This window comes from Pseudomonas sp. GW821-FHT09C10 (genome assembly GCF_059418085.1).
In genome coordinates this window covers 270562-291141 of the sequence record NZ_JBWKPE010000008.1, presented here as the reverse complement: position 1 = coordinate 291141, position 20580 = coordinate 270562, and the positions used below count along the sequence as shown (strand labels likewise).

The window sequence follows — 20580 nt, the reverse complement described above, 5'->3', positions numbered from 1 at the left end:
TTCTCTCCACGTGCAGGGTTGGTGAAGCCATGGGGCGATCAATTCGCCTCTAGAAGTGGGTCGAGTGCGCGAACGTGCTCGACTTGCCAGCCAATCGGTACCACGTCGCCGACCGCCAACGCCGGGTCCAGCTCGGCGATCGGTTGTTTCACAAAAAAATCGGCCTTGCCGCAGACTTCCAGGCGCACGCGCACGTGGTCGCCCAGGTAGATGAATTCCGCCACCCGCCCGGAGAAACGGTTGACGCAGCTTTCGCTGGAGCCATTGAGGCTGACACGCTCAGGGCGCACCGACAGGGTCACCGGGCCGCCGATCTGGCCGACGTTCACCGCCAGCGCCTCGACCTTCTCGCCGCGCGCCAACTCCACCACGCAGCGCTCGCCGGTGTGGCTGTGCAGGCGACCATTGAGGCGGTTATTTTCACCGATGAAGTTGGCGACGAAGGTGTTCTTCGGCTCTTCATACAAGGTACGTGGCGCGGCGATCTGCTGGATCTCGCCCTGGTGGAACACCGCCACGCGGTCGGACATGGTCAAGGCTTCGCCCTGGTCATGGGTCACGTACACCACGGTCACGCCGAGGCGCTGGTGCAGGTGCTTGATCTCCATCTGCATGTGTTCACGCAATTGCTTGTCAAGGGCGCCGAGGGGTTCGTCCATCAGCACCAGTTGCGGCTCGAACACCAACGCCCGGGCCAAGGCCACACGCTGTTGCTGGCCGCCGGACAGTTGCGCCGGGTAGCGCTGGGCGAAGGCATCGAGCTGGACCATGCTCAGCACGCGTTTGACCCGCTCGCTGATATCGGTCTTGCTCAAGCCCCGCACCGACAGCGGGAACGCGAGGTTCTCGGCAACCGTCATGTGCGGGAACAGCGCGTAGTTCTGGAACACCATGCCGATGTCGCGCTTGTGCGGCGGCACATTGTTGATCGAGCGTCCGGCCAGCTGGATTTCACCGGCGGTCGGCGTTTCGAAGCCGGCCAGCATCATCAGGCTGGTGGTCTTGCCCGAACCGGAAGGCCCGAGCAGGGTGAGGAACTCGCCCTTGCGAATCTCCAGGTTGAGGTCTTTGACGATCAGGTTCTCGCCGTCGTAGCTCTTCTGCACGCCACGAAAGCTGACCAGCACATCATTTGAATCCACCTCGCTCATACCCGCACCTTTGTATTTTGGACTGCTGTGGCACAAGCGTAGTCCAGGCGCGAGCCCCCGGAAATCGGGGGCCAGGAGAGAATGGCATCAGCCGGATGGAAGGTTTGGGGTAGGGATCGCCCTACACGGATGGCGGGGATGGGACAGGGCAGCTGCAAGAGGCGAGCTGCAAGCGGCAAGAATGGGTTCGGCGGTGTTTTGGGGGTGTCGTTATTGGGTATGTGGTTAGAGGAGCTTGTGCTCCATGGCGTACTTCACCAGCTCGGCCAGGGAGGTGATATTGAGTTTCTGCATGAGCCGCGCCTTGTGGGTGCTGATGGTCTTGCTGCTCAACGCCAGTTGCTGGGCGATGTCATTGACGTTGGCGCCCTGGGCCAGGCGCTCGAACACTGAGAACTCACGCTCAGACAGCAGCGAATGCAAGGGCCTTGAATCCGTCAGCCCGACCTCGAAGACCATGCGGTCCGCCAGGTCCGGGTCGATGTAACGCCCGCCGGCGGCGACCTTTCGAATCGCCATCAGCAGCAGCGCGGGGTCGCTGTCCTTGGTGGCGTAGCCCGCCGCGCCCACCTTCAAGGCGCGGGCGGCCATTTGCGCCTCATCGTGCATCGACAGCACCAGGATCGCCGGCGGATTGCTCAGCGCCCGAATGCGCGCAATCGCTTCCAGGCCATTCACGCCTGGCATCGAGATGTCCAGCAACACTACCTCGCAAGGCACATGGCGCAAGGTCTCGAGCAACTGCTCGCCATTACTCGCCTCCCCCACCACCAGCAGGTCTTTAGCCAGGCCGATCAATTGCTTGATGCCTTCACGAACAATGGTGTGGTCTTCGGCTACCAGTACACGGATCACAAGGGCTTCCTCTTATCGTTATGCATCCAAAGGCACCGTGACACTCAGGGTGGTGCCCTCGCCCAATTGACTGTCCAGGCTCAGTTGCCCGCCCATGATCAGCACCCGCTCGCGCATCCCTACCAGGCCAAACGACACCGGGCGCCCCTGGGCCTGGACGAAACCGACGCCATCGTCGCTGATGGTCAGACGCAGGTCGGTGCCTTCCACCGCCAGGGTCAGTTCGACAGTATGCGCCTGGGCATGGCGCATCACATTGGTCAGCGCCTCTTGCAGGATACGGAACAGGCCGATGGCCTTGGCATCGCTCAAGGCCGGCAGGTTATCCGGCACTTGCACCAGGCAGGGAATCTGCGTGCGCGCTTCGAAACGCCGCGCCTGCCATTCGATGGCCGAGGCAATCCCGGCGTCGAGAATCGGCGGGCGCAGCGCGGTCGCCACGTCCCGCACCAACTGGAACAGTTGGGCGATCAGGCGCTTCATGCTGTTCAAGCGCTCGTGCAGGCCAGGATCCAGTTGCGCATAGGACAGCTCGCACATGGAGGTTTCCAGCTTGAGCACCGTGAGCATTTGCCCGAGTTCGTCGTGCACTTCCCGGGCGATGCGGGCCTTTTCTTCTTCGCGCACGGTTTCCAGGTGGGCGGACAACTCGCGCAGTTGCGCTTCACTTTGCATCAAGGCGGCCAGGGTGCGACGCAGTTCGGTGACATCGTTCAGGTAAACAACCAGGTATTCGGCTTCGGCAAATCGCAGAAAGCTCAAGGACACGTTGGCCGGCAGGATGCTGCCATCGGCGCGCAAACAATCAGTGGCGAAGTTCTGCGGCCCTTCTTCGCTGGCCCGTGCGCGCTTCCACAGGTTGAGCCAGCGGTCCATATCCAGGGTCGGGTCGAGGTCGACCAACGGCCGTTCGATCAGCGCACCGGGCTCGTAACCCAGCATGCTCTCGGCCGCACGATTGGCGTAGCGCACGTGGCTGTCCCAGTTGACCCAGAGGATGCCGACGGTGCTCTGGTCGATGGAGAACTGCGTCAAGCGCAGCGCTTCGGCACCGGCGGCACGGGCCGCGCTTTCTTCGCGGGCGGCCAGCAGGCCATGCTCCAGCACACGTTGCTGGCGGCGCTGCCAGAACACCACGGCCAGGCTGGCGAGCAGCAACAGGCCGAGCAGCAGGCTGAGGTTCTGCCAGAGGCCTTTGGATTCGGATAAACGTGGGTATTTGGGTTGCAGCCAGCGACTGTGCAGTTGATCCAGGTCGCGGGCCGGGATCGCGCTCAGGGCACTTTCCATGATGCCGGCCAGTTCCGGCCAGTCCCGGCGCGTGGCAACCCGCAGCAATTGCGGCAGGCCGATGTCCCCGACCACCGCCAGCCCGCTGAACTCGGCCTCTGCGGACAAGCGGCTTAATTGCGCTTCATCCACCACGGCATAACGCGCCTGCTGGCTGACCAACAGCTGCAAGGCCTGGCGCTCCATGGGCACGCCTTGCAGGTTGAGGCCGGGATAGGTACTGCGCAGGTAATCGGCCACGGCGCTGGGCATGCGCACGGCAACCCGGGATTGACCGTCGAGCTTCTCCAGCTCCACGGCACCACCGCCCTCGCGGATGCCGACAATGTGTTGAGGCACACGCATATACGGGTCGGTGAACTGCCACAGGCGCAAACCGGCCGGGGTTTGCTGCAGGCCAGGGGCAATGTCTACCTCGTCGTCGCGTACGGCGGCCTCCAACTGCTCCTGATCAGGGAAGTTGCGCCAGGTCAGCTCGATATTCAGCGCCTTGGCCAGCCACTGCATCAACTCGACATTCGCCCCGGACAAGCGCTGCAGGCGTCGGTCGTATTGCGCGTAAGGCGCCTGCAACACCACGCCCACCCGCAGCTCCGGGTGCCGGGCCAGCCATTCGCGCTGCGGCGCATTCAGCTGCGCCTGCGGTGTGGCGGGCGCGGGGGAAGCGTTTGCCATCAAGGCAAGGCACAAACAGCCGATAACCAGCAGACAGCGAAAACCCATGATCCACGTCTCACATCACTGACAAATACTGACCAACCCATTAGGCTGCTGGAATCACTTCTGGCCGGAAATCAACGATGTCCTATCGAAACCGTTCGGCACTGCCAGCATTGTGCCTGTCACTGCTGTTTACCAGTGCCTTTTCTGTGCAGGCTGAAGACGCACCGGCACCGGCTGCCGAAAAACCCGTCGAACGCCAACCCCTGCCCGAGCGTAGCCAGGAAGAGGCCGCCGCCCTGGAACGCAAAATCCCGCAGCAAGAGCAGCAACAGTTGCAGGCCGGCAGCGATTCCTTCCTTGCCCTGTGGAAACCGGCCAACAGCGCCGAGCCCGAAGGCGTGGTGATTATCGTACCGGGCGCCGGCGAAAATGCTGACTGGCCGCAAGCAATCGGCCCGTTGCGACGTAAATTGCCGGATGCCAATTGGGGCAGCCTCAGCCTGTCGTTACCGGACTTAAGCATGGACACCCTGCCGCCGCGTGTCATGGAAGCGCCCAACGCCACCGTCGACACCAGCAGTAAAGACGCGAGTACCGCCGACAAACCGATCGAGCAAGCCGCCAGCGCCGAGGCGGAAGGCACCGACCCGGCGGTGGTCCCGGGTGCCGACGAACAGGACAAGACCGACGCCTCGCGCATCTTTGCGCGCATTGATGCCGCCGTGGCCTTTGCCCAGACCCAGAGCGCACGCACGGTGGTGCTGGTGGGCCATGGCACTGGCGCCTGGTGGGCGGCGCGTTACCTGACTGAAAAACAACCCTCCCAGGTGCAGAAGCTCGTGATGGTTGCCGCCCAGACGCCTGCCGGGCGTCATCCGGATGTACAACAACTGGCGCCGGCGCTGAAACTGCCGACGGCCGACGTCTTCTATCAAGACACCGCTCAAGCACGCAAAAACGCCCTGGCGCGCGCCCAGGCCGCGAAGCGCTTGAAGAATGACGGCTATAAGCAGGTGTCATTGAAGACCCTGCCCGGCAACAGCGCCGCCGAGCAGGAACAGTTGTATCGCCGGGTTCGCGGCTGGTTGAGCCCGCAGGCCAGCGCCGACTGAGGATCAGCACAGAACCAATGTGGGAGGGGGCTTGCTCCCGATAGGGGTGTGTCAGTCGACAGATAGGTAGCTGACCCACCCTAATCGGGGGCAAGCCCCCTCCCACATTGGAATGTGTTTATTCGTGAAAATAGTGGCGTCTAACGAAAATCCCGGCGCTCGCGAATCAATGAATAGGCATTGTGCAATTCACGGGTGCGCTCGGTCGCCTCACGCACTTGCGCGGGGCTGGCGCCACTGCCGGCCACCTTGTCCGGGTGGTGACGGCTCAGCAGGCGGCGATAGGCACGCTTGATGACCGACGGCTCGGTGGTAGCGGTCACGCCGAGCAAGCGCAACGCTTCCTGGTAGGTCGTGCCACGATTGACCAGCGGCTTGCGCTCAGGTGTGTAATCGGCCGCCAACGCCTGGAGCTGTTGCGGCGTCCAGCCCAACCACTTACCCCACAGGTCGATCAAATCGCGCTCGGCGGCGTCCGCCTTGCCGTCCGCCCAGACCATCCGCCAGCACGCCCGCAACACCCCTTCCGCCGCATGGGGCTGGGCCTTGAGCACACGCAGGTAGCGGCGTACCCGGTCGGAACCGGATTTGCCGCGGTTGAACGCCGCAATCGCGCGGCGCTGGGCCGACTCGGTCATGTCCAGTGAACGCATTTCCTGCCGCGCCTGCTGGATATGCCCGCCCACCACACGCCCGTTGCTTTTGGCCAGGCGCCCGAGCAACACAAACAATAACTCGTCATTGCGTAACGCCGGACGCCCGCCCAAGCGCTCGCGCAACTGTGCCCAACTGTGCAGTTGCAGGCGGCGATCCAGCGCCTGCCCCAACAGCGCCCCCAACAAGGCCCCCGGAATACTGGCAATGGCAAAGCCAGCCCCGGCGCCGATCAGCGTCCCTGGCCACAACATGCTACTGCCCCGCTGTCAGCAGGGTTTCGACGTGCGCCAGGCGCTCCAGCGTGCCGACATCAATCCAGCGTCCCGCCATGTGTTCCCCCGTTACCAAACCTTTCGCCATGGCCGCACGCAGCAGCGGCGCCAGCTTGAAGGCACCGGCGCTGCAACCCTCGAACAGCCGGGGGTCGAGCACTGAAATGCCACTGAAGGTCAGGTTATCGGCACCAGGCGCCGCATCATGAAGCAAGCCCTGATCAAGGTAGAAATCACCGCCCGAGGGGTGATGTGCCGGGTTGTCGACCATCACCAGATGAGCCAGGCCCTTGAGCGGCTGCTTGAGGCGGGTGAAGTCGTAGTCGGTCCAGATATCGCCGTTGACCACCAGGAACGGCTCATCCCCCAGCAAGGGCAGCGCCTGGAAGATCCCGCCGCCGGTTTCCAGCGGTTCGCCCTCCGGGGAGTAGCGGATACGCAAGCCGAACTGCGCGCCATCCCCCAGGTAGCGCTCGATCTGCTGGCCGAGCCAGGCATGGTTGATCACCACATCGGTAAAACCGGCCTTGGCCAGCGCCTCCAGGTGGTACTCGATCAGGCGCTTGCCGCCGGCCTGCACCAGCGGCTTGGGGGTGTGCAAGGTAAGCGGACGCATCCGCTCGCCTTTACCGGCGGCCAGGATCATGGCCTTCATACGCTGGCCTCTGCGGGCTGGCGCAGGCTGGTCAGTAACTCAGCCAGTTCGCCCAACTCCGGACGATCGGCCAGCACCGCCTCTATATAAGCAAAGAAGCGCGGTACGTCGGCCAGGTAGCGTGGCTTGCCGTCGCGATGGCAGATGCGCGCAAAGATACCGATGACCTTGAGGTGGCGCTGCACGCCCATCAGGTCGCTGGCGCGCAGGAAGTCTTGAAAATCCGGCTGTACTGGAATGCCGAGCCGGGCCGCACGCTCCCAATAGCCGCGCTGCCATTCGCGCACGCGGGCCTGGGGCCAACTGAGGAAGGCATCCTTGAACAGGCAGGTGATGTCGTAGGTGACCGGACCATACACCGCATCCTGGAAATCCAGCACGCCAGGGTTCGGCTCGCTGATCATCAGGTTGCGTGGCATATAGTCGCGGTGCACCAGCACTTTGGGTTGCGCCAGGGCACTGTCGATCAGGTGATCGCTGACACGCTGCCAAAGTGCCTGCTGCCGAGTATCCAACTCGATACCCAAGTGCCGGCGCACGTACCATTCGGGAAACAATTCGAGTTCACGGCGCAGCAAGGCGACGTCATAGCTGGGCAGTGGTGCGTCCATCGGCAACTGCTGAAAAGCCAGCAAGGCGTCGATGGCATCGGCAAACAATTGATCGGCGTTTTCGTCGGTTATCACGTCCAGGTAGGTTTTTCTGCCCAGGTCATTGAGCAAAAGAAAGCCTCGCGGCAAGTCTTGTGCATAAATTTTCGGCACATTTATTCCCGAAGTGGAGAGCAAATACGCGATATCGACGAAAGGTTTGCAGTTTTCCTGGGGAGGCGGCGCGTCCATTACCACGAATGTTCGACCGCCGCCGTCCCAACGGAAATAGCGCCTGAAACTCGCGTCGCTGCTGGCCGCAGTCAATGTGGCCGGGGGTACGGCACCCCAGCCTTGAGCGTTGAAAAGGATCGGCAACTGCTCATCCAGCCAGACTTCCAGCTGTTGTAAACGTAGATCTTGCTCGGGCATTACAAGGGTCTCCGACGGCGCTAGCCGTCAAGCGGGGCATGCTTTATTATCACGCATCTTTTTCAGACCATCGAGAGGCGTGCGGCCCAAACCGCGGGCAGATGGCACGCAGGAAGCCCGGACTAATAAGATGGCATTGAAATCCCCCGCGTTTCGTAGAAAATTTCCGTTGCTGGTAACCGGCAGTCTGCTGGTCATGCAACCCTTCGCCACCTCATTCGTGGTCGCCGCGGAACAGTATGACTGCTCAGTCTCTGCTTCGGGTGCCTGGGACTGCGCGCCGAAAACCGCCGCCGCCCCCTTGCCACCGCGCCCGGTGCATGACGGCGCAGCCGTCAGCTCGGCCAACAGCACGGCGCAGGCCGACGCTGGCGGCAGTGCCGAAGCCGAGCCGAAGACCGCACTGGTCACCGAGTCCAAGGGCCGTGGCCTGCGTTCGCGCAGCGCCGACTACAGCCACTTGGACTGGGTGCCTCGTGAAAAGTTGACCGCAGCCCAGCTGGCGGAAACCGGTCCTTACTGCGGCGGTGCGTACATCGAGCCAACGCGTCCTGGCATGAACGACAAGACGAACAAGAGCGATGCGCCCACTTTCATCGGTGCCAAGGCCTCTCGTTACGAGCAGGAACAACAAGTCGCAACCCTGGCCGGTGACGTCGTCATGCGCCAGGGCAGCATGCAGCTGGAGTCGGAAGAAGCCAGCCTGTACCAGGCCGAGAACCGTGGTGAGCTGAACGGTAACGTGCGACTGCGCGACAACGGTGCATTGATCGTCGGCGACCATGCCCAGGTTCAACTGGACACCGGCGCGGCGCAGATCGACAACGCCGAATACGTGCTGCACAAGTCGCGTATCCGCGGTAACGCGCTGTACGCCAAGCGCGCCGAAAACGCGATCATCCGTCTCAAGGACGGTACGTACACCACCTGCGAGCCGGACAGCAACGCCTGGCAGCTCAGGGGCAACAACATCACGTTGAACCCGGCCACCGGTTTCGGTACGGCTACCAACGCGACATTGCGGATCAAGAACATTCCGATCCTGTACACCCCTTACATCTACTTCCCGATCGACGACCGTCGTCAGTCCGGCTTCCTGCCACCGAGCTTCAGCACCGGCGGCGAAACCGGCTTCACCCTGGTCACGCCGTACTACTTCAACCTGGCACCAAACTACGATGCCACGTTGTACCCGCAATACATGACCAAGCGCGGCATGATGATGGAAGGCGAATTCCGCTACCTCACCAAGTCCAGCGAAGGCCAGTTCGGCGGCGCGTACCTGAACGACGACAACGACGAACGCAAGAAGCAGACCGACTACGAAAAAACCCGCTACATGCTCAATTGGCAGCACAAGGGCGGGCTGGATTCGCGTGTACTGACCCAGGTCGACTACACCAAGATCAGCGACCCCTACTACTTCCAGGACCTCAAGTCCTATCAGGAAGGTGTCGAGAGTCGGGACTTCGTCAACCAGCAGGGCTCGGTGGCCTATCGCGGCGACTCGTTCCAGGCGCGCTTGAATGTCCAGGCTTATCAACTGGCGACGATTTCCCAAACCACACCTTATGACCGCCTGCCGCAGATCACTTTAAATGGGCAGTTGCCGTTCCGCCCAGGTGGATTGAAGTTTACCTACGATACCGAAGCAGTTCGGTTTGAGCGAAGCCTGGAAACCGGCAACTTCATCAATGAAGATGGTGGTACCGAGCGCCGCCTGGACACCTACGTAACCGGCCTGACCCGTGCAAACGGTACTCGCCTGAACGTAGCACCCGCCGTCGAATACCCGATGAACTGGACCTACGGTTTTGTGACGCCGAAGCTCAAGTACGTCTACACCAAGTACGATCTCGACCTGGACAACAAGGGCAAGAACGACATCATCGCTGCACAGACAGCAGCAGCGAATGCCGGCACCCAGTACGCAGGCGGCTCCTTCAAGAGCTCCCAGGACCGTGCGATTCCGGTGGCCAGCCTCGACAGCGGCCTGTATTTCGACCGCGATACCAACTGGTTCGGCACAAACTATCGCCAGACCCTTGAGCCGCGCGCGTTCTACCTGTACGTGCCGAACAAGGACCAGTCCGATATCCCGATCTTCGACAGCAGCGAGTATGCGTTCAGCTACGCGTCCTTGTTCCGCGACAACCGCTTCAGCGGTACGGACCGTATCGGCGACGAAAACAAGCTGTCCCTTGGCTTGACCAGCCGCTGGATCGAAGAAAACGGCTTCGAGCGTCAGCGCGTATCCGTGGGCCAGGCGCTGTACTTCAAGGATCGTGAAGTTCAATTGCCGGGCATCCTCGCCGCCGACCGTGCCGATTCGCAGTCCGACGTATCCCCGGTTGCCCTGGACTACGAGTTCCGCTTCAACCGTGACTGGCGCGCCACTGCCGGTTACAACTGGGACACCGAGGAGCACAGCCCTCGCTCCGGCAGTGCGATGCTTCACTACCAGCCGGAGAACGACCCGAACAAGATCATCAACGTCGGTTATCGCTATCGTAACGACCAGGTCGTCTACAACCAGCTGACCGGCAAATGGCAGTTCGGTGGCGACTACGGCACCCCAGGTTCGGCGAACTACGTGAAGGATTACTACAAAATCCAACAACACGATTTCTCGATGATGTGGCCGATCATTCCCCAGTGGAACCTGATCACCCGCTGGCAGTATGACTACGCTCGCAACCGTACCCTGGAAGCCTTCGGTGGTTTCGAGTACGACAACTGCTGCTGGAAACTGCGCGTCATCAACCGTTACTGGGTTTCCAACGACGAATACAGCCAGATCGCCCCGCTTAACGAAAAGGGTGACCACGGGCTCTTCCTGCAGATCGTCCTCAAAGGACTCGGCGGCCTGACCGGCGCCAAGGTAGAGAGCTTCCTCGACAAAGGCATTGAAGGTTATCGTGAACGTGAAGACCAAGCTTTCTGATTGTCTGCGCCCGCTAGTGCTGGGCGCGCTGTTCCTGGGCACCGTATCGGCTCACGCTGCGGTTCAGCAACTGGATAAAGTAGTGGCCATCGTCGATAACGACGTGATCATGCAAAGCCAACTGGACCAGCGCGTCAAGGAAGTGCAGCAAACCATCGCCAAGCGTGGCGGTGGCGTGCCACCTACCAGCGTGCTGGACCAGCAGGTACTGGAACGCCTGATCGTCGAAAACCTGCAACTGCAGATCGGCGAGCGTTCCGGCATCCGTATCTCGGACGAAGAACTGAACCAGGCGGTCGGCACCATCGCTCAGCGCAACAACATGAGCATTGATCAATTCCGCGCGGCCCTGGCCCACGACGGTCTTTCGTATGAAGACGCCCGTGACCAGATCCGCCGCGAAATGATCATCAGCCGTGTGCGCCAGCGTCGCGTTGCCGAGCGGGTCCAGGTATCCGAGCAGGAAGTGAAGAACTTCCTGGCCTCGGACCTGGGCAAGATGCAGCTTTCCGAAGAACTGCACCTGGCCAATATCCTGATCCCGACCCCGGACAGTGCCAACTCCGAGCAACTGAATGCGGCAGCGGCGAAAACCCAGGCTATCTATGATCGCCTGAAAGCCGGTGCTGACTTTGCCCAGATGGCCATTGCCCAGTCCGGCAGCGACAACGCCCTTGAAGGTGGTGATATGGGCTGGCGTAAAGCGGCTCAACTGCCACCTCCGTTCGACCGTGAACTGAGCGCCATGGAAGTGGGTGGCATCACCCAGCCAGCCCGTACCCCAGGCGGCTTCATTATCCTGAAGTTGCTGGAACGTCGCGGTGGCGAGACCTCGCTGAAAGACGAAGTGCATGTTCGTCATATCCTGGTCAAACCAAGTGAAATCCGCACCGAAGCCCAAACCAAGGAACTGGCCCAGAAGATCTATGACCGCATCGAAAGCGGTGAAGACTTCGCCACCCTGGCCAAGAGCTTCTCGGAAGACCCGGGTTCCGCCCTCAACGGCGGCGACCTGAACTGGATCGACCCCAAAGCCCTGGTGCCCGAGTTCCAGCAGGTAATGGCCGATACTCCGCAAGGCGTACTGTCCAAGCCGTTCAAGACCCAATATGGCTGGCATGTACTGGAAGTCCTTGGTCGTCGCGCCACCGACAACACCAGCCAGGCCCGCGAGCAGCAGGCGCTGAACGTACTGCGTAACCGCAAATACGACGAAGAGTTGCAAACCTGGCTGCGTCAGATCCGTGACGAAGCCTACGTGGAAAACAAGCTGCCAGGCGCCGAGCAAACAGGCACCGACCAGGCAGCTCCGTGAAACCCCAGCGTTTCGCCGTGACACCCGGCGAGCCGGCCGGCATTGGTCCAGACCTGTGCCTGCTGCTCGCCTCGCACCCCCAGCCGCACCCCCTGATTGCCATTACCAGCCGCGACCTGCTCCTTGAGCGGGCCGCGCAGTTGGGTGTGGTCGTCAATCTGCTGGACGTGGCACCGGGCAACTGGCCCGACCTGCCGGCGCCCGCCGGCAGCTTGTATGTATGGAACACCCCGCTGCAAGCCAGGGTCGTTGCCGGGCAACTCGACAAGGCCAACGCGGCGTTCGTCCTGGAAACCCTGACCCGCGCGGGGCAAGGCTGCATCGACGGCGACTTCGCCGGCATGATCACCGCGCCGGTCCACAAGGGCGTGATCAACGAATCGGGGATTGCGTTTTCCGGCCACACCGAGTTCCTGGCCGAGCTGACCAACACCGCTCAAGTCGTCATGATGCTGGCCACACGCGGCCTGCGGGTCGCCCTGGTGACCACGCACCTGCCATTGCGCGACATTGCCGACGCCATCACCGCCGAGCGTGTGGAGCGCGTTACGCGCATCCTGCATGCCGACCTGCAACAAAAATTCGGCATCGCCCAACCGCGCATCCTGGTCTGCGGGCTCAACCCCCACGCCGGCGAAGGCGGACACTTGGGCCATGAAGAAATAGACATCATCGAACCAACCCTGGAGCGTCTGCGCCTAGAAGGCATGGACCTGCGCGGCCCACTGCCAGCAGACACTCTGTTTACCCCCAAATATCTGGAGCACTGCGACGCAGTGCTGGCGATGTACCATGACCAGGGGCTGCCCGTGCTGAAGTACAAAGGCTTCGGCGCCGCAGTCAACGTGACACTGGGCCTGCCGATCATCCGCACCTCCGTCGACCATGGCACCGCCCTGGACCTGGCAGGCAGCGGCAAGATCGATACCGGCAGCCTGCACGTGGCCCTGGAAACCGCCTATCAGATGGCCGAGACCCGTATATGACCGAGCATTACCAACACCGGGCGCGCAAGCGCTTCGGGCAAAACTTTCTGCACGACGCTGGCGTGATCGACCGTATCCTGCGCTCCATCCATGCCAAGCCAGAAGACCGCCTGCTGGAAATCGGCCCGGGCCAGGGCGCACTGACCCAAGGCTTGCTCGCCAGTGGCGGCCAACTGGACGTGGTGGAACTGGACAAGGACCTGATCCCGATCCTCAACCAGCAGTTCGCCGACAAGCCCAACTTCAACCTGCATCAGGGCGATGCATTGAAGTTCGACTTCAATACCCTCAACGCCGCGCCTAATAGCCTGCGTGTGGTGGGTAACCTGCCGTACAACATCTCCACACCGCTGATTTTCCACCTGCTGAACAACGCCGGGATCATCCGCGACATGCACTTCATGCTGCAAAAAGAAGTGGTGGAACGCCTGGCTGCCGGCCCTGGTGGTGGTGATTGGGGCCGATTGTCGATCATGGTTCAGTACCACTGCCGCGTCGAACACCTGTTCAATGTCGGCCCGGGTGCGTTCAACCCACCACCGAAGGTCGACTCGGCCATCGTGCGACTGGTGCCTCACGCCGTGCTGCCACACCCGGCCAAGGATCACAAATTGCTGGAACGCGTGGTGCGTGAGGCGTTCAACCAGCGCCGCAAGACCCTGCGCAACACACTCAAGGCCCTGCTGAGCAACGCCGAGATCGAAGCAGCCGGCGTCGACGGCAGCCTGCGCCCCGAGCAACTGGACCTGGCCGCGTTCGTGCGCCTGGCCGACCAGCTTGCCATCCAGCCTGCGCCAGTCGCCGACTGAAACACCCAGGCATGGCCAGACACATGTCTGGCCTAGTGCCCACCTCTTGGCCTAGACTGATCCGCATCTGCTGTCCTCCGCTTTTGCTTTTAAGGCCTCTTGCATGTCCGATCCTCGCTACCAGATCGACGTCAGCGTCGTCACCCGCTTCCTCGCGGACCAATCGCAACCTGAACAGAACCGCTTCGCCTTTGCCTACACCATCACGGTGAAAAACAACGGCCAGGTGCCGGCCAAGCTGCTGTCACGCCATTGGGTGATCACCGACGGTGACGGTCAGGTCGAGGAAGTTCGCGGCGCAGGCGTTGTCGGCCAACAACCGTTGATCGACATTGGCGCCAGCCACACTTACAGCAGCGGCACGGTAATGACTTCCAAGGTCGGCACCATGCAAGGCTCGTATCAGATGAAAGCCACTGACGGCAAACTGTTCGACGCCATCATCAAGCCTTTCCGCCTCGCCGTACCAGGCGCCCTGCACTGATGGCAACGTACGCGGTCGGCGACCTGCAAGGCTGTCTGGAGCCCCTCAAGTGCCTGCTTGAACGGGTGGCCTTCGATCCGGCGAACGATCGCCTGTGGCTGGTCGGCGACCTGGTCAATCGCGGCCCCGAGTCCCTGGAGACGCTCCGTTACCTGTATAGCCTGAGGGACTCCCTGGTGTGCGTACTGGGCAACCATGACCTGCACCTGCTGGCCGCCGGCAATAACATCGAGCGCTTGAAAAAGGGCGATACCCTGCGCGAAATCCTCGAAGCGCCAGATCGCGCGCCACTGCTTGACTGGCTGCGTCGGCAAAAGATCATGCATTACGACGAAAGCCGCAATATGGCCTTGGTCCATGCCGGCATCCCGCCGCAGTGGACGCTGAAAAAAGCCCTCAAGTGCGCCGCCGAAGTCGAAAACGCCCTGGCCGATGACAGCCTGTACACCGCCTACCTCGACGGCATGTATGGCAACGAGCCAGTTAAGTGGGACAACGACCTCACTGGCGTCGCCCGCCTGCGGGTGATTACCAACTATTTCACACGCATGCGCTTCTGCACCGCCGAGGGCAAGCTGGACCTCAAGAGCAAGGAAGGCGCCGACACGGCACTGCCCGGCTACAAACCATGGTTTGCCCACAAGGAACGCAAGACCCGCGACACCAGGATCATCTTTGGTCACTGGGCAGCCCTTGAAGGCAAGTGCGAGGAACCTGGCGTGTTTGCCCTCGACACCGGCTGCGTATGGGGCGGCGCCATGACCCTGATGAACATCGACACCGGCGAGCGTCACGGCTGCCAGTGCCCACCCACTCTTCCCGTTACCCTGCCGGCTGCAGCCAGGCCATAGGAGCCCGCCATGAGCGAATTCAAACGTATCCCTCCCGAACAAGCCCAGGCCCTGCGCGAGCAAGGTGCAGTGGTCGTCGATATCCGCGACCAGCCGACTTACGCCGCCGCTCATATCGCTGGCGCCCAGCATCTGGACAACGTCAACATCGCCGATTTCATCCGTGCCGCCGACCTTGATGCACCGCTGATCGTGGCCTGCTACCACGGTAATTCCAGCCAGAGCGCAGCCGCCTACCTGGTCAGCCAGGGCTTCTCCGACGTCTACAGCCTCGACGGCGGCTTTGAGCTGTGGCGTACGACGTATCCTGCAGAAATTGCCTCCGGCGATTCGCAATAATTTTTTTCACACCCCGCTACCCCGCGTGACGCTTGGGCTCGCGCCGTTTCTGACGAACGGCGCAACCAAACTAATTGCGCATCACGCCTTGCCCTCTCAGATTCCGAACTATCCTTAAGCGCAGGCCATCCGAATCAGGGGAGAGCCGGTACACCGGCGTACGGGTCATCGGTAGCGTTTCAGGGTGTTCTGGGGGGAAAACAGCCATTGGCGTTCGTCAATGACTGCCAGCATCGACTGATAGATCCGGCGTCGGCTCCACGTATCGAGCGAGGTGACGACGTCATGAGTATTTTCAGCCACTTCCAACAACGCTTCGCGTCCACACAGCAGGAAGAACTCACGCTGCAAGAGTATCTCGAGCTGTGCAAGCAGGACCGCAGCACCTACGCATCTGCCGCCGAACGCCTGTTGTTGGCGATCGGCGAGCCGGAGCTGGTGGAAACCGCTAATAATTCGCGCCTGTCGCGAATATTTTCCAACAAGGTGATCCGTCGCTATCCGGCCTTTGAAGACTTCCATGGGATGGAAGAATGCATCGACCAGATCGTCTCCTACTTCCGCCACGCCGCCCAAGGCCTGGAAGAGAAGAAACAGATCCTCTACCTGCTCGGCCCCGTTGGCGGTGGTAAATCGTCCCTGGCCGAAAAACTCAAGCAACTGATCGAGAAGGTGCCCTTCTACGCCATCAAGGGCTCACCGGTCTTCGAGTCGCCCCTGGGCCTGTTCAACGCCACGGAAGATGGCGCGATCCTCGAGGAAGACTTTGGTATCCCACGACGCTACCTCAACACCATCATGTCGCCCTGGGCCACCAAGCGCCTGGCCGAGTTCGGCGGCGATATCAGCCAGTTCCGCGTGGTGAAACTCTACCCGTCGATCCTCAACCAGATCGGCGTGGCCAAGACCGAACCGGGCGATGAGAACAACCAGGACATCTCGGCGCTGGTGGGCAAGGTCGATATCCGCAAGCTGGAGGAATTCCCGCAGAACGACGCCGACGCCTACAGCTACTCGGGCGCACTGTGCCGGGCCAACCAGGGCCTGATGGAATTCGTGGAAATGTTCAAGGCGCCGATCAAGGTGCTGCACCCACTCCTCACCGCCACCCAGGAAGGCAACTACAACAGTACCGAAGGCCTGGGCGCGATTCCGTTCACCGGGATCCTGCTGGCGCACTCCAACGAATCGGAATGGCACACCTTCCGCAACAACAAGAACAATGAAGCCTTCATCGACCGGATCTACATCGTCAAGGTGCCGTACTGCCTGCGGGTCAGCGATGAAATCAAGATCTACGACAAGCTGCTGTTCAACAGCTCGCTGGCCAAGGCCCATTGCGCACCGGACACCCTGAAGATGCTCGCCCAGTTCACCGTGCTGTCGCGTCTCAAGGAGCCGGAAAACTCGAATATCTATTCGAAGATGCGCGTCTACGACGGCGAGAACCTCAAGGACACCGATCCCAAGGCCAAGTCGATCCAGGAATACCGCGACACAGCGGGCGTGGATGAAGGCATGAACGGCCTGTCGACGCGCTTTGCGTTCAAGATCCTGTCCAAGGTCTTCAACTTCGACCCCCATGAGATCGCCGCCAACCCGGTGCACCTGCTGTATGTGCTGGAGCAGCAGATCGAACAGGAACAATTCCAGGCCGAAACCCGCGAACGCTACCTGCGCTTCCTCAAGGAATACCTCGCGCCGCGCTACATCGAGTTTATCGGCAAGGAAATCCAGACCGCGTACCTGGAGTCCTACAGCGAGTACGGCCAGAACATCTTCGACCGCTACGTGCTGTATGCGGACTTCTGGATCCAGGACCAGGAATACCGCGACCCGGAAACCGGCGAAATCCTCAACCGCGTAGCCCTCAACGAAGAATTGGAGAAGATCGAAAAACCCGCCGGCATCAGCAATCCGAAGGATTTCCGCAACGAAATCGTCAACTTCGTACTGCGTGCCCGCGCCAACAACAACGGCAAGAACCCTACCTGGCTCAGCTACGAGAAGCTGCGGGTGGTCATCGAGAAGAAAATGTTCTCCAACACCGAGGATCTGCTGCCGGTCATCAGCTTCAATGCCAAGGCCAGCAAGGAGGACCAGCAAAAACACAACGACTTCGTCACACGAATGGTCGAGCGCGGCTACACCGACAAACAGGTACGACTGCTCTCCGAGTGGTACCTGCGGGTACGCAAATCGCAGTAAGGCAGCGATGGGCGTCCACTGCCAGGTCATGGGCCTGGCAGTGGACCGCTTGTCTCTAAGCTTCCAGCTCGCCGCTTGAAGCTTGTAACGTGAAGCTGCCCGGAGGGCTCCTCATGAGCTATGTGATCGACCGACGCCTTAATGGCAAGAACAAGAGCACGGTAAACCGCCAGCGTTTCCTGCGGCGTTACCGTGACCACATCAAAAAGGCCGTTGAAGAGGCCGTCAGCCGCCGTTCCATTACAGACATGGAGCATGGCGAACAAATCAGCATTCCCGGACGCGACATCGACGAACCGGTGCTGCACCACGGCCGGGGCGGCAAGCAGACTGTCGTGCACCCCGGCAATAAAGAGTTCACCACCGGCGAGCATATCCAGCGCCCGCAGGGCGGTGGCGGTGGCAAAGGCCCGGGCAAGGCCGGTAACTCCGGCGAAGGCATGGACGAGTTCGTGTTCCAGATCACCCAGGAAGAATTCCTCGAGTTCATGTTCGAGGACCTGGAACTGCCCAATCTGGTGAAGCGTAACCTGACCGGCACCGATACCTTCAAGACCGTACGCGCCGGGATCAGCAACGAAGGCAACCCCTCTCGAATCAACATCATCCGCACGCTGCGCTCAGCCCATGCGAGGCGTATCGCCCTCTCGGGCAGCAGTCGTGCCAAATTGAGGACGGCAAAGGAAGAGTTGGCGCGTTTAAAGCGCGAAGAGCCAGACAACTTCGGCGATATCCAGGAAATCGAGGCGGAAATAGAGAAACTCAGCGCGCGTATCCACCGCGTGCCGTTCCTCGATACCTTTGACCTCAAGTACAACCTGCTGGTCAAGCAGCCCAACCCCAGCTCGAAAGCCGTGATGTTCTGCCTGATGGACGTGTCAGGCTCGATGACCCAGGCGACCAAGGACATCGCCAAGCGTTTCTTTATCCTGCTGTACCTGTTCCTGAAGCGGAACTACGACAAGATCGACGTGGTGTTCATCCGCCATCACACCAGCGCTCGGGAGGTGGATGAGGAAGAGTTCTTCTACTCGAGGGAAACCGGCGGCACCATCGTGTCCAGCGCCTTGAAGCTGATGCAGGAGATCATGGCCGAGCGCTACCCGGCCAACGAGTGGAATATCTACGCGGCCCAGGCCTCCGACGGCGACAACTGGAACGACGATTCGCCGATCTGCCGCGACATCCTGATCAACCACATCATGCCGTTTGTGCAGTACTACACTTACGTCGAAATCACCCCCCGTGAGCACCAGGCACTGTGGTTCGAATACGAGCGCATCGGCGAAGCCTTTGCCGACACGTTCGCACAACAGCAACTGGTCTCGGCCGGCGATATCTATCCGGTCTTCCGTGAACTCTTCCAGCGCAGGTTAGTGACATGACCGCCAAAAAAGAGACTAAGCGCCAACCCATTTCCACCGGCTCCGAGTGGACCTTTGAACTGATCCAGGCCTATGACCGGGAAATCAGCCGCATCGCGGCGGGTTATGCCCTGGACACCTACCCCAACCAGATCGAAGTGATCACGGCCGAACAGATGATGGATGCCTACGCCTCCGTCGGCATGCCCCTGGGTTACCACCACTGGTCATACGGCAAACACTTCCTCAGTACCGAAAAGTCGTACACCCGGGGCCAGATGGGCCTGGCCTACGAGATCGTGATCAACTCCGACCCGTGCATCGCCTACCTGATGGAAGAAAACACCATCTGCATGCAGGCGCTGGTGGTGGCCCATGCCTGCTATGGGCACAACAGCTTCTTCAAGGGCAACTACCTGTTTCGCACCTGGACCGACGCCAGCTCGATCATCGATTACCTGGTGTTCGCCAAGCAGTACATCATGCAGTGCGAGGAGCGCCACGGTATCGACGCCGTGGAAGACTTGCTCGACTCCTGCCATGCCCTGATGAACTATGGCGTCGACCGCTACAAGCGCCCATACCCTATTTCTGCCGAGGAAGAGCGCCTGCGCCAGAAGGAGCGCGAAGAGCACCTGCAGAAGCAGATCAACGACCTGTGGCGCACCATTCCCAAACGCGCCGGCAAGAACAGCGACAAGGACAATGCGCGCTTCCCCGCCGAACCCCAGGAAAACATCCTGTATTTCCTGGAAAAGCACGCACCGCTGCTGGAGCCGTGGCAACGGGAAATCGTGCGTATCGTACGCAAGATCGCCCAGTACTTTTACCCACAGCGCCAGACTCAAGTGATGAACGAAGGTTGGGCGACGTTCTGGCACTACACGCTGATGAACGACCTGTACGATGAAGGCCTGGTCACCGACGGCTTCATGATGGAGTTCCTGACGTCCCACACCAGCGTGGTGTTCCAACCCGGCTTCGACAGCCCGTATTACAGCGGGATCAACCCTTACGCGCTGGGTTTTGCCATGTATCGCGATATTCGGCGCATGTGCGAACACCCCACCGATGAGGACCGCCGCTGGTTCCCGGAAATCGCCGGCAGTGACTGGCTGTCGACGATCAAGTTCGCCATGAGCAGCTTCAAGGATGAGAGCTTTATCCTGCAGTACCTCTCACCCCAGGTGATCCGCGACCTCAAACTGTTCAGCATCCTGGATGATGACCTCAAGGACGACCTGGTGGTGCCGGCCATCCACGATGAGCCCGGCTACCGCACCATCCGTGAAACCCTGGCGGCGCAATACAACCTGGGCAACCGTGAGCCCAACGTGCAGATCTACAGCATCGATGTGCGCGGCGACCGCTCGCTGACCCTGCGCCACCAGCAGCACGACCGCAAACCCCTGGGCGAATCCACCGAAGAAGTGCTCAAGCACCTGCATCGGCTATGGGGCTTCGACATCCACCTGGAAACCCTGCAAGGCGACCAAGTGATGAAGACCCACCATGTGCCACCGCGCAACGATCATAGCGACAACGACTACGGCCGCCTGGACCTGGCCGTCGTTCATCTCTGAAACAGCAAAGCCTCCATTGG

17 protein-coding genes are annotated in these 20580 nt (G+C 61.0%); 11 read left to right on the top strand and 6 right to left on the bottom strand.

Annotation, left to right across the window (positions count from 1 at the left end):
- Positions 1 to 38: 38 nt before the first annotated feature.
- The 3 genes from AC07OT_RS17625 to AC07OT_RS17615 all read right to left on the bottom strand — a co-directional run bounded on the left by AC07OT_RS17625 (position 39) and on the right by AC07OT_RS17615 (position 4019).
- A complete protein-coding gene (locus AC07OT_RS17625; RefSeq protein WP_065871779.1) occupies positions 39 to 1151 on the bottom strand; it encodes an ABC transporter ATP-binding protein in 1113 nt (370 codons plus the stop codon).
- Between the two features lie 225 nt (positions 1152 to 1376).
- Positions 1377 to 2006 carry a response regulator gene (locus tag AC07OT_RS17620; protein ID WP_027605903.1) on the bottom strand — a complete coding sequence of 210 codons (630 nt, stop codon included), beginning with the start codon at positions 2004 to 2006 and terminating at the stop codon, positions 1377 to 1379.
- Positions 2007 to 2024: 18 nt separating this feature from the next.
- On the bottom strand, positions 2025 to 4019 hold the full coding sequence (locus tag AC07OT_RS17615) for a PAS domain-containing sensor histidine kinase (protein WP_495108621.1): 1995 nt from the start codon (positions 4017 to 4019) through the stop codon (positions 2025 to 2027).
- A 77-nt stretch (positions 4020 to 4096) separates the two neighbouring features.
- On the opposite strand from AC07OT_RS17615, the gene AC07OT_RS17610 reads away from it, so the two are divergent.
- On the top strand, positions 4097 to 5071 hold the full coding sequence (locus tag AC07OT_RS17610; protein WP_495108620.1) for a DUF3530 family protein: 975 nt from the start codon (positions 4097 to 4099) through the stop codon (positions 5069 to 5071).
- A gap of 140 nt (positions 5072 to 5211) precedes the next feature.
- Here the strand turns inward: AC07OT_RS17610 and AC07OT_RS17605 are convergent, their stop codons facing one another.
- The 3 genes from AC07OT_RS17605 to AC07OT_RS17595 are packed head-to-tail and all read right to left on the bottom strand — an operon-like array spanning position 5212 to position 7677.
- The gene (locus tag AC07OT_RS17605; protein ID WP_495108619.1) at positions 5212 to 5979 is read right to left on the bottom strand and encodes a TerB family tellurite resistance protein; all 768 of its coding nucleotides are present in this window, start codon (positions 5977 to 5979) and stop codon (positions 5212 to 5214) included.
- Position 5980: 1 nt separating this feature from the next.
- Positions 5981 to 6655, bottom strand: a complete 675-nt coding sequence (gene murU / locus AC07OT_RS17600) for an N-acetylmuramate alpha-1-phosphate uridylyltransferase MurU (protein ID WP_027605907.1) — start codon at positions 6653 to 6655, stop codon at positions 5981 to 5983.
- Complete coding sequence (locus AC07OT_RS17595; RefSeq protein ID WP_495108618.1) at positions 6652 to 7677, bottom strand: aminoglycoside phosphotransferase family protein; 1026 nt, start codon at positions 7675 to 7677, stop codon at positions 6652 to 6654. The genes murU and AC07OT_RS17595 overlap by 4 nt, the downstream gene beginning before the upstream one ends.
- A gap of 130 nt (positions 7678 to 7807) precedes the next feature.
- Between AC07OT_RS17595 and AC07OT_RS17590 the strand changes: the two genes are divergently transcribed.
- From AC07OT_RS17590 to AC07OT_RS17545, 10 genes are all read left to right on the top strand, one after another.
- The gene (locus AC07OT_RS17590) at positions 7808 to 10621 is read left to right on the top strand and encodes an LPS-assembly protein LptD (protein WP_141156144.1); all 2814 of its coding nucleotides are present in this window, start codon (positions 7808 to 7810) and stop codon (positions 10619 to 10621) included.
- A complete protein-coding gene (locus tag AC07OT_RS17585; protein ID WP_027605910.1) occupies positions 10596 to 11936 on the top strand; it encodes a peptidylprolyl isomerase in 1341 nt (446 codons plus the stop codon). The genes AC07OT_RS17590 and AC07OT_RS17585 overlap by 26 nt, the downstream gene beginning before the upstream one ends.
- The gene (pdxA, locus tag AC07OT_RS17580; protein WP_281113594.1) at positions 11933 to 12922 is read left to right on the top strand and encodes a 4-hydroxythreonine-4-phosphate dehydrogenase PdxA; all 990 of its coding nucleotides are present in this window, start codon (positions 11933 to 11935) and stop codon (positions 12920 to 12922) included. Before AC07OT_RS17585 ends, pdxA begins: the two co-directional genes overlap by 4 nt.
- Complete coding sequence (gene rsmA / locus AC07OT_RS17575) at positions 12919 to 13731, top strand: 16S rRNA (adenine(1518)-N(6)/adenine(1519)-N(6))-dimethyltransferase RsmA (RefSeq protein ID WP_027605912.1); 813 nt, start codon at positions 12919 to 12921, stop codon at positions 13729 to 13731. The genes pdxA and rsmA overlap by 4 nt, the downstream gene beginning before the upstream one ends.
- 103 nt (positions 13732 to 13834) lie before the next feature.
- On the top strand, positions 13835 to 14215 hold the full coding sequence (gene apaG, locus AC07OT_RS17570) for a Co2+/Mg2+ efflux facilitator ApaG/CorD (RefSeq protein WP_027605913.1): 381 nt from the start codon (positions 13835 to 13837) through the stop codon (positions 14213 to 14215).
- Positions 14215 to 15066: a symmetrical bis(5'-nucleosyl)-tetraphosphatase gene (locus AC07OT_RS17565; RefSeq protein ID WP_065938233.1), complete on the top strand. Its 852-nt coding sequence runs from the start codon at positions 14215 to 14217 to the stop codon at positions 15064 to 15066. Before apaG ends, AC07OT_RS17565 begins: the two co-directional genes overlap by 1 nt.
- 9 nt (positions 15067 to 15075) lie before the next feature.
- Positions 15076 to 15405, top strand: a complete 330-nt coding sequence (gene glpE / locus AC07OT_RS17560) for a thiosulfate sulfurtransferase GlpE (protein ID WP_065925391.1) — start codon at positions 15076 to 15078, stop codon at positions 15403 to 15405.
- A 285-nt stretch (positions 15406 to 15690) separates the two neighbouring features.
- Positions 15691 to 17613, top strand: a complete 1923-nt coding sequence (locus tag AC07OT_RS17555; RefSeq protein ID WP_003194732.1) for a PrkA family serine protein kinase — start codon at positions 15691 to 15693, stop codon at positions 17611 to 17613.
- 113 nt (positions 17614 to 17726) lie between these two features.
- Positions 17727 to 18998 carry a YeaH/YhbH family protein gene (locus AC07OT_RS17550; protein ID WP_065925392.1) on the top strand — a complete coding sequence of 424 codons (1272 nt, stop codon included), beginning with the start codon at positions 17727 to 17729 and terminating at the stop codon, positions 18996 to 18998.
- On the top strand, positions 18995 to 20560 hold the full coding sequence (locus AC07OT_RS17545) for a SpoVR family protein (RefSeq protein ID WP_495108617.1): 1566 nt from the start codon (positions 18995 to 18997) through the stop codon (positions 20558 to 20560). Before AC07OT_RS17550 ends, AC07OT_RS17545 begins: the two co-directional genes overlap by 4 nt.
- The last annotated feature ends 20 nt before the right edge of the window (positions 20561 to 20580 follow it).

Bases quoted from the DNA above. Each gene is read 5' to 3' on its own strand.
- AC07OT_RS17545 (WP_495108617.1), top strand. From the start codon at position 18,995: ATGACCGCCAAAAAAGAGACTAAGCGCCAACCCATTTCCACCGGCTCC.
- rsmA (WP_027605912.1), top strand. From the start codon at position 12,919: ATGACCGAGCATTACCAACACCGGGCGCGCAAGCGCTTCGGGCAAAAC.
- murU (WP_027605907.1), bottom strand. From the start codon at position 6,655: ATGAAGGCCATGATCCTGGCCGCCGGTAAAGGCGAGCGGATGCGTCCG.
- glpE (WP_065925391.1), top strand. From the start codon at position 15,076: ATGAGCGAATTCAAACGTATCCCTCCCGAACAAGCCCAGGCCCTGCGC.
- AC07OT_RS17565 (WP_065938233.1), top strand. From the start codon at position 14,215: ATGGCAACGTACGCGGTCGGCGACCTGCAAGGCTGTCTGGAGCCCCTC.
- AC07OT_RS17550 (WP_065925392.1), top strand. From the start codon at position 17,727: ATGAGCTATGTGATCGACCGACGCCTTAATGGCAAGAACAAGAGCACG.
- AC07OT_RS17625 (WP_065871779.1), bottom strand. From the start codon at position 1,151: ATGAGCGAGGTGGATTCAAATGATGTGCTGGTCAGCTTTCGTGGCGTG.
- AC07OT_RS17615 (WP_495108621.1), bottom strand. From the start codon at position 4,019: ATGGGTTTTCGCTGTCTGCTGGTTATCGGCTGTTTGTGCCTTGCCTTG.
- AC07OT_RS17610 (WP_495108620.1), top strand. From the start codon at position 4,097: ATGTCCTATCGAAACCGTTCGGCACTGCCAGCATTGTGCCTGTCACTG.
- apaG (WP_027605913.1), top strand. From the start codon at position 13,835: ATGTCCGATCCTCGCTACCAGATCGACGTCAGCGTCGTCACCCGCTTC.
- AC07OT_RS17605 (WP_495108619.1), bottom strand. From the start codon at position 5,979: ATGTTGTGGCCAGGGACGCTGATCGGCGCCGGGGCTGGCTTTGCCATT.
- AC07OT_RS17595 (WP_495108618.1), bottom strand. From the start codon at position 7,677: ATGCCCGAGCAAGATCTACGTTTACAACAGCTGGAAGTCTGGCTGGAT.
- AC07OT_RS17590 (WP_141156144.1), top strand. From the start codon at position 7,808: ATGGCATTGAAATCCCCCGCGTTTCGTAGAAAATTTCCGTTGCTGGTA.
- AC07OT_RS17555 (WP_003194732.1), top strand. From the start codon at position 15,691: ATGAGTATTTTCAGCCACTTCCAACAACGCTTCGCGTCCACACAGCAG.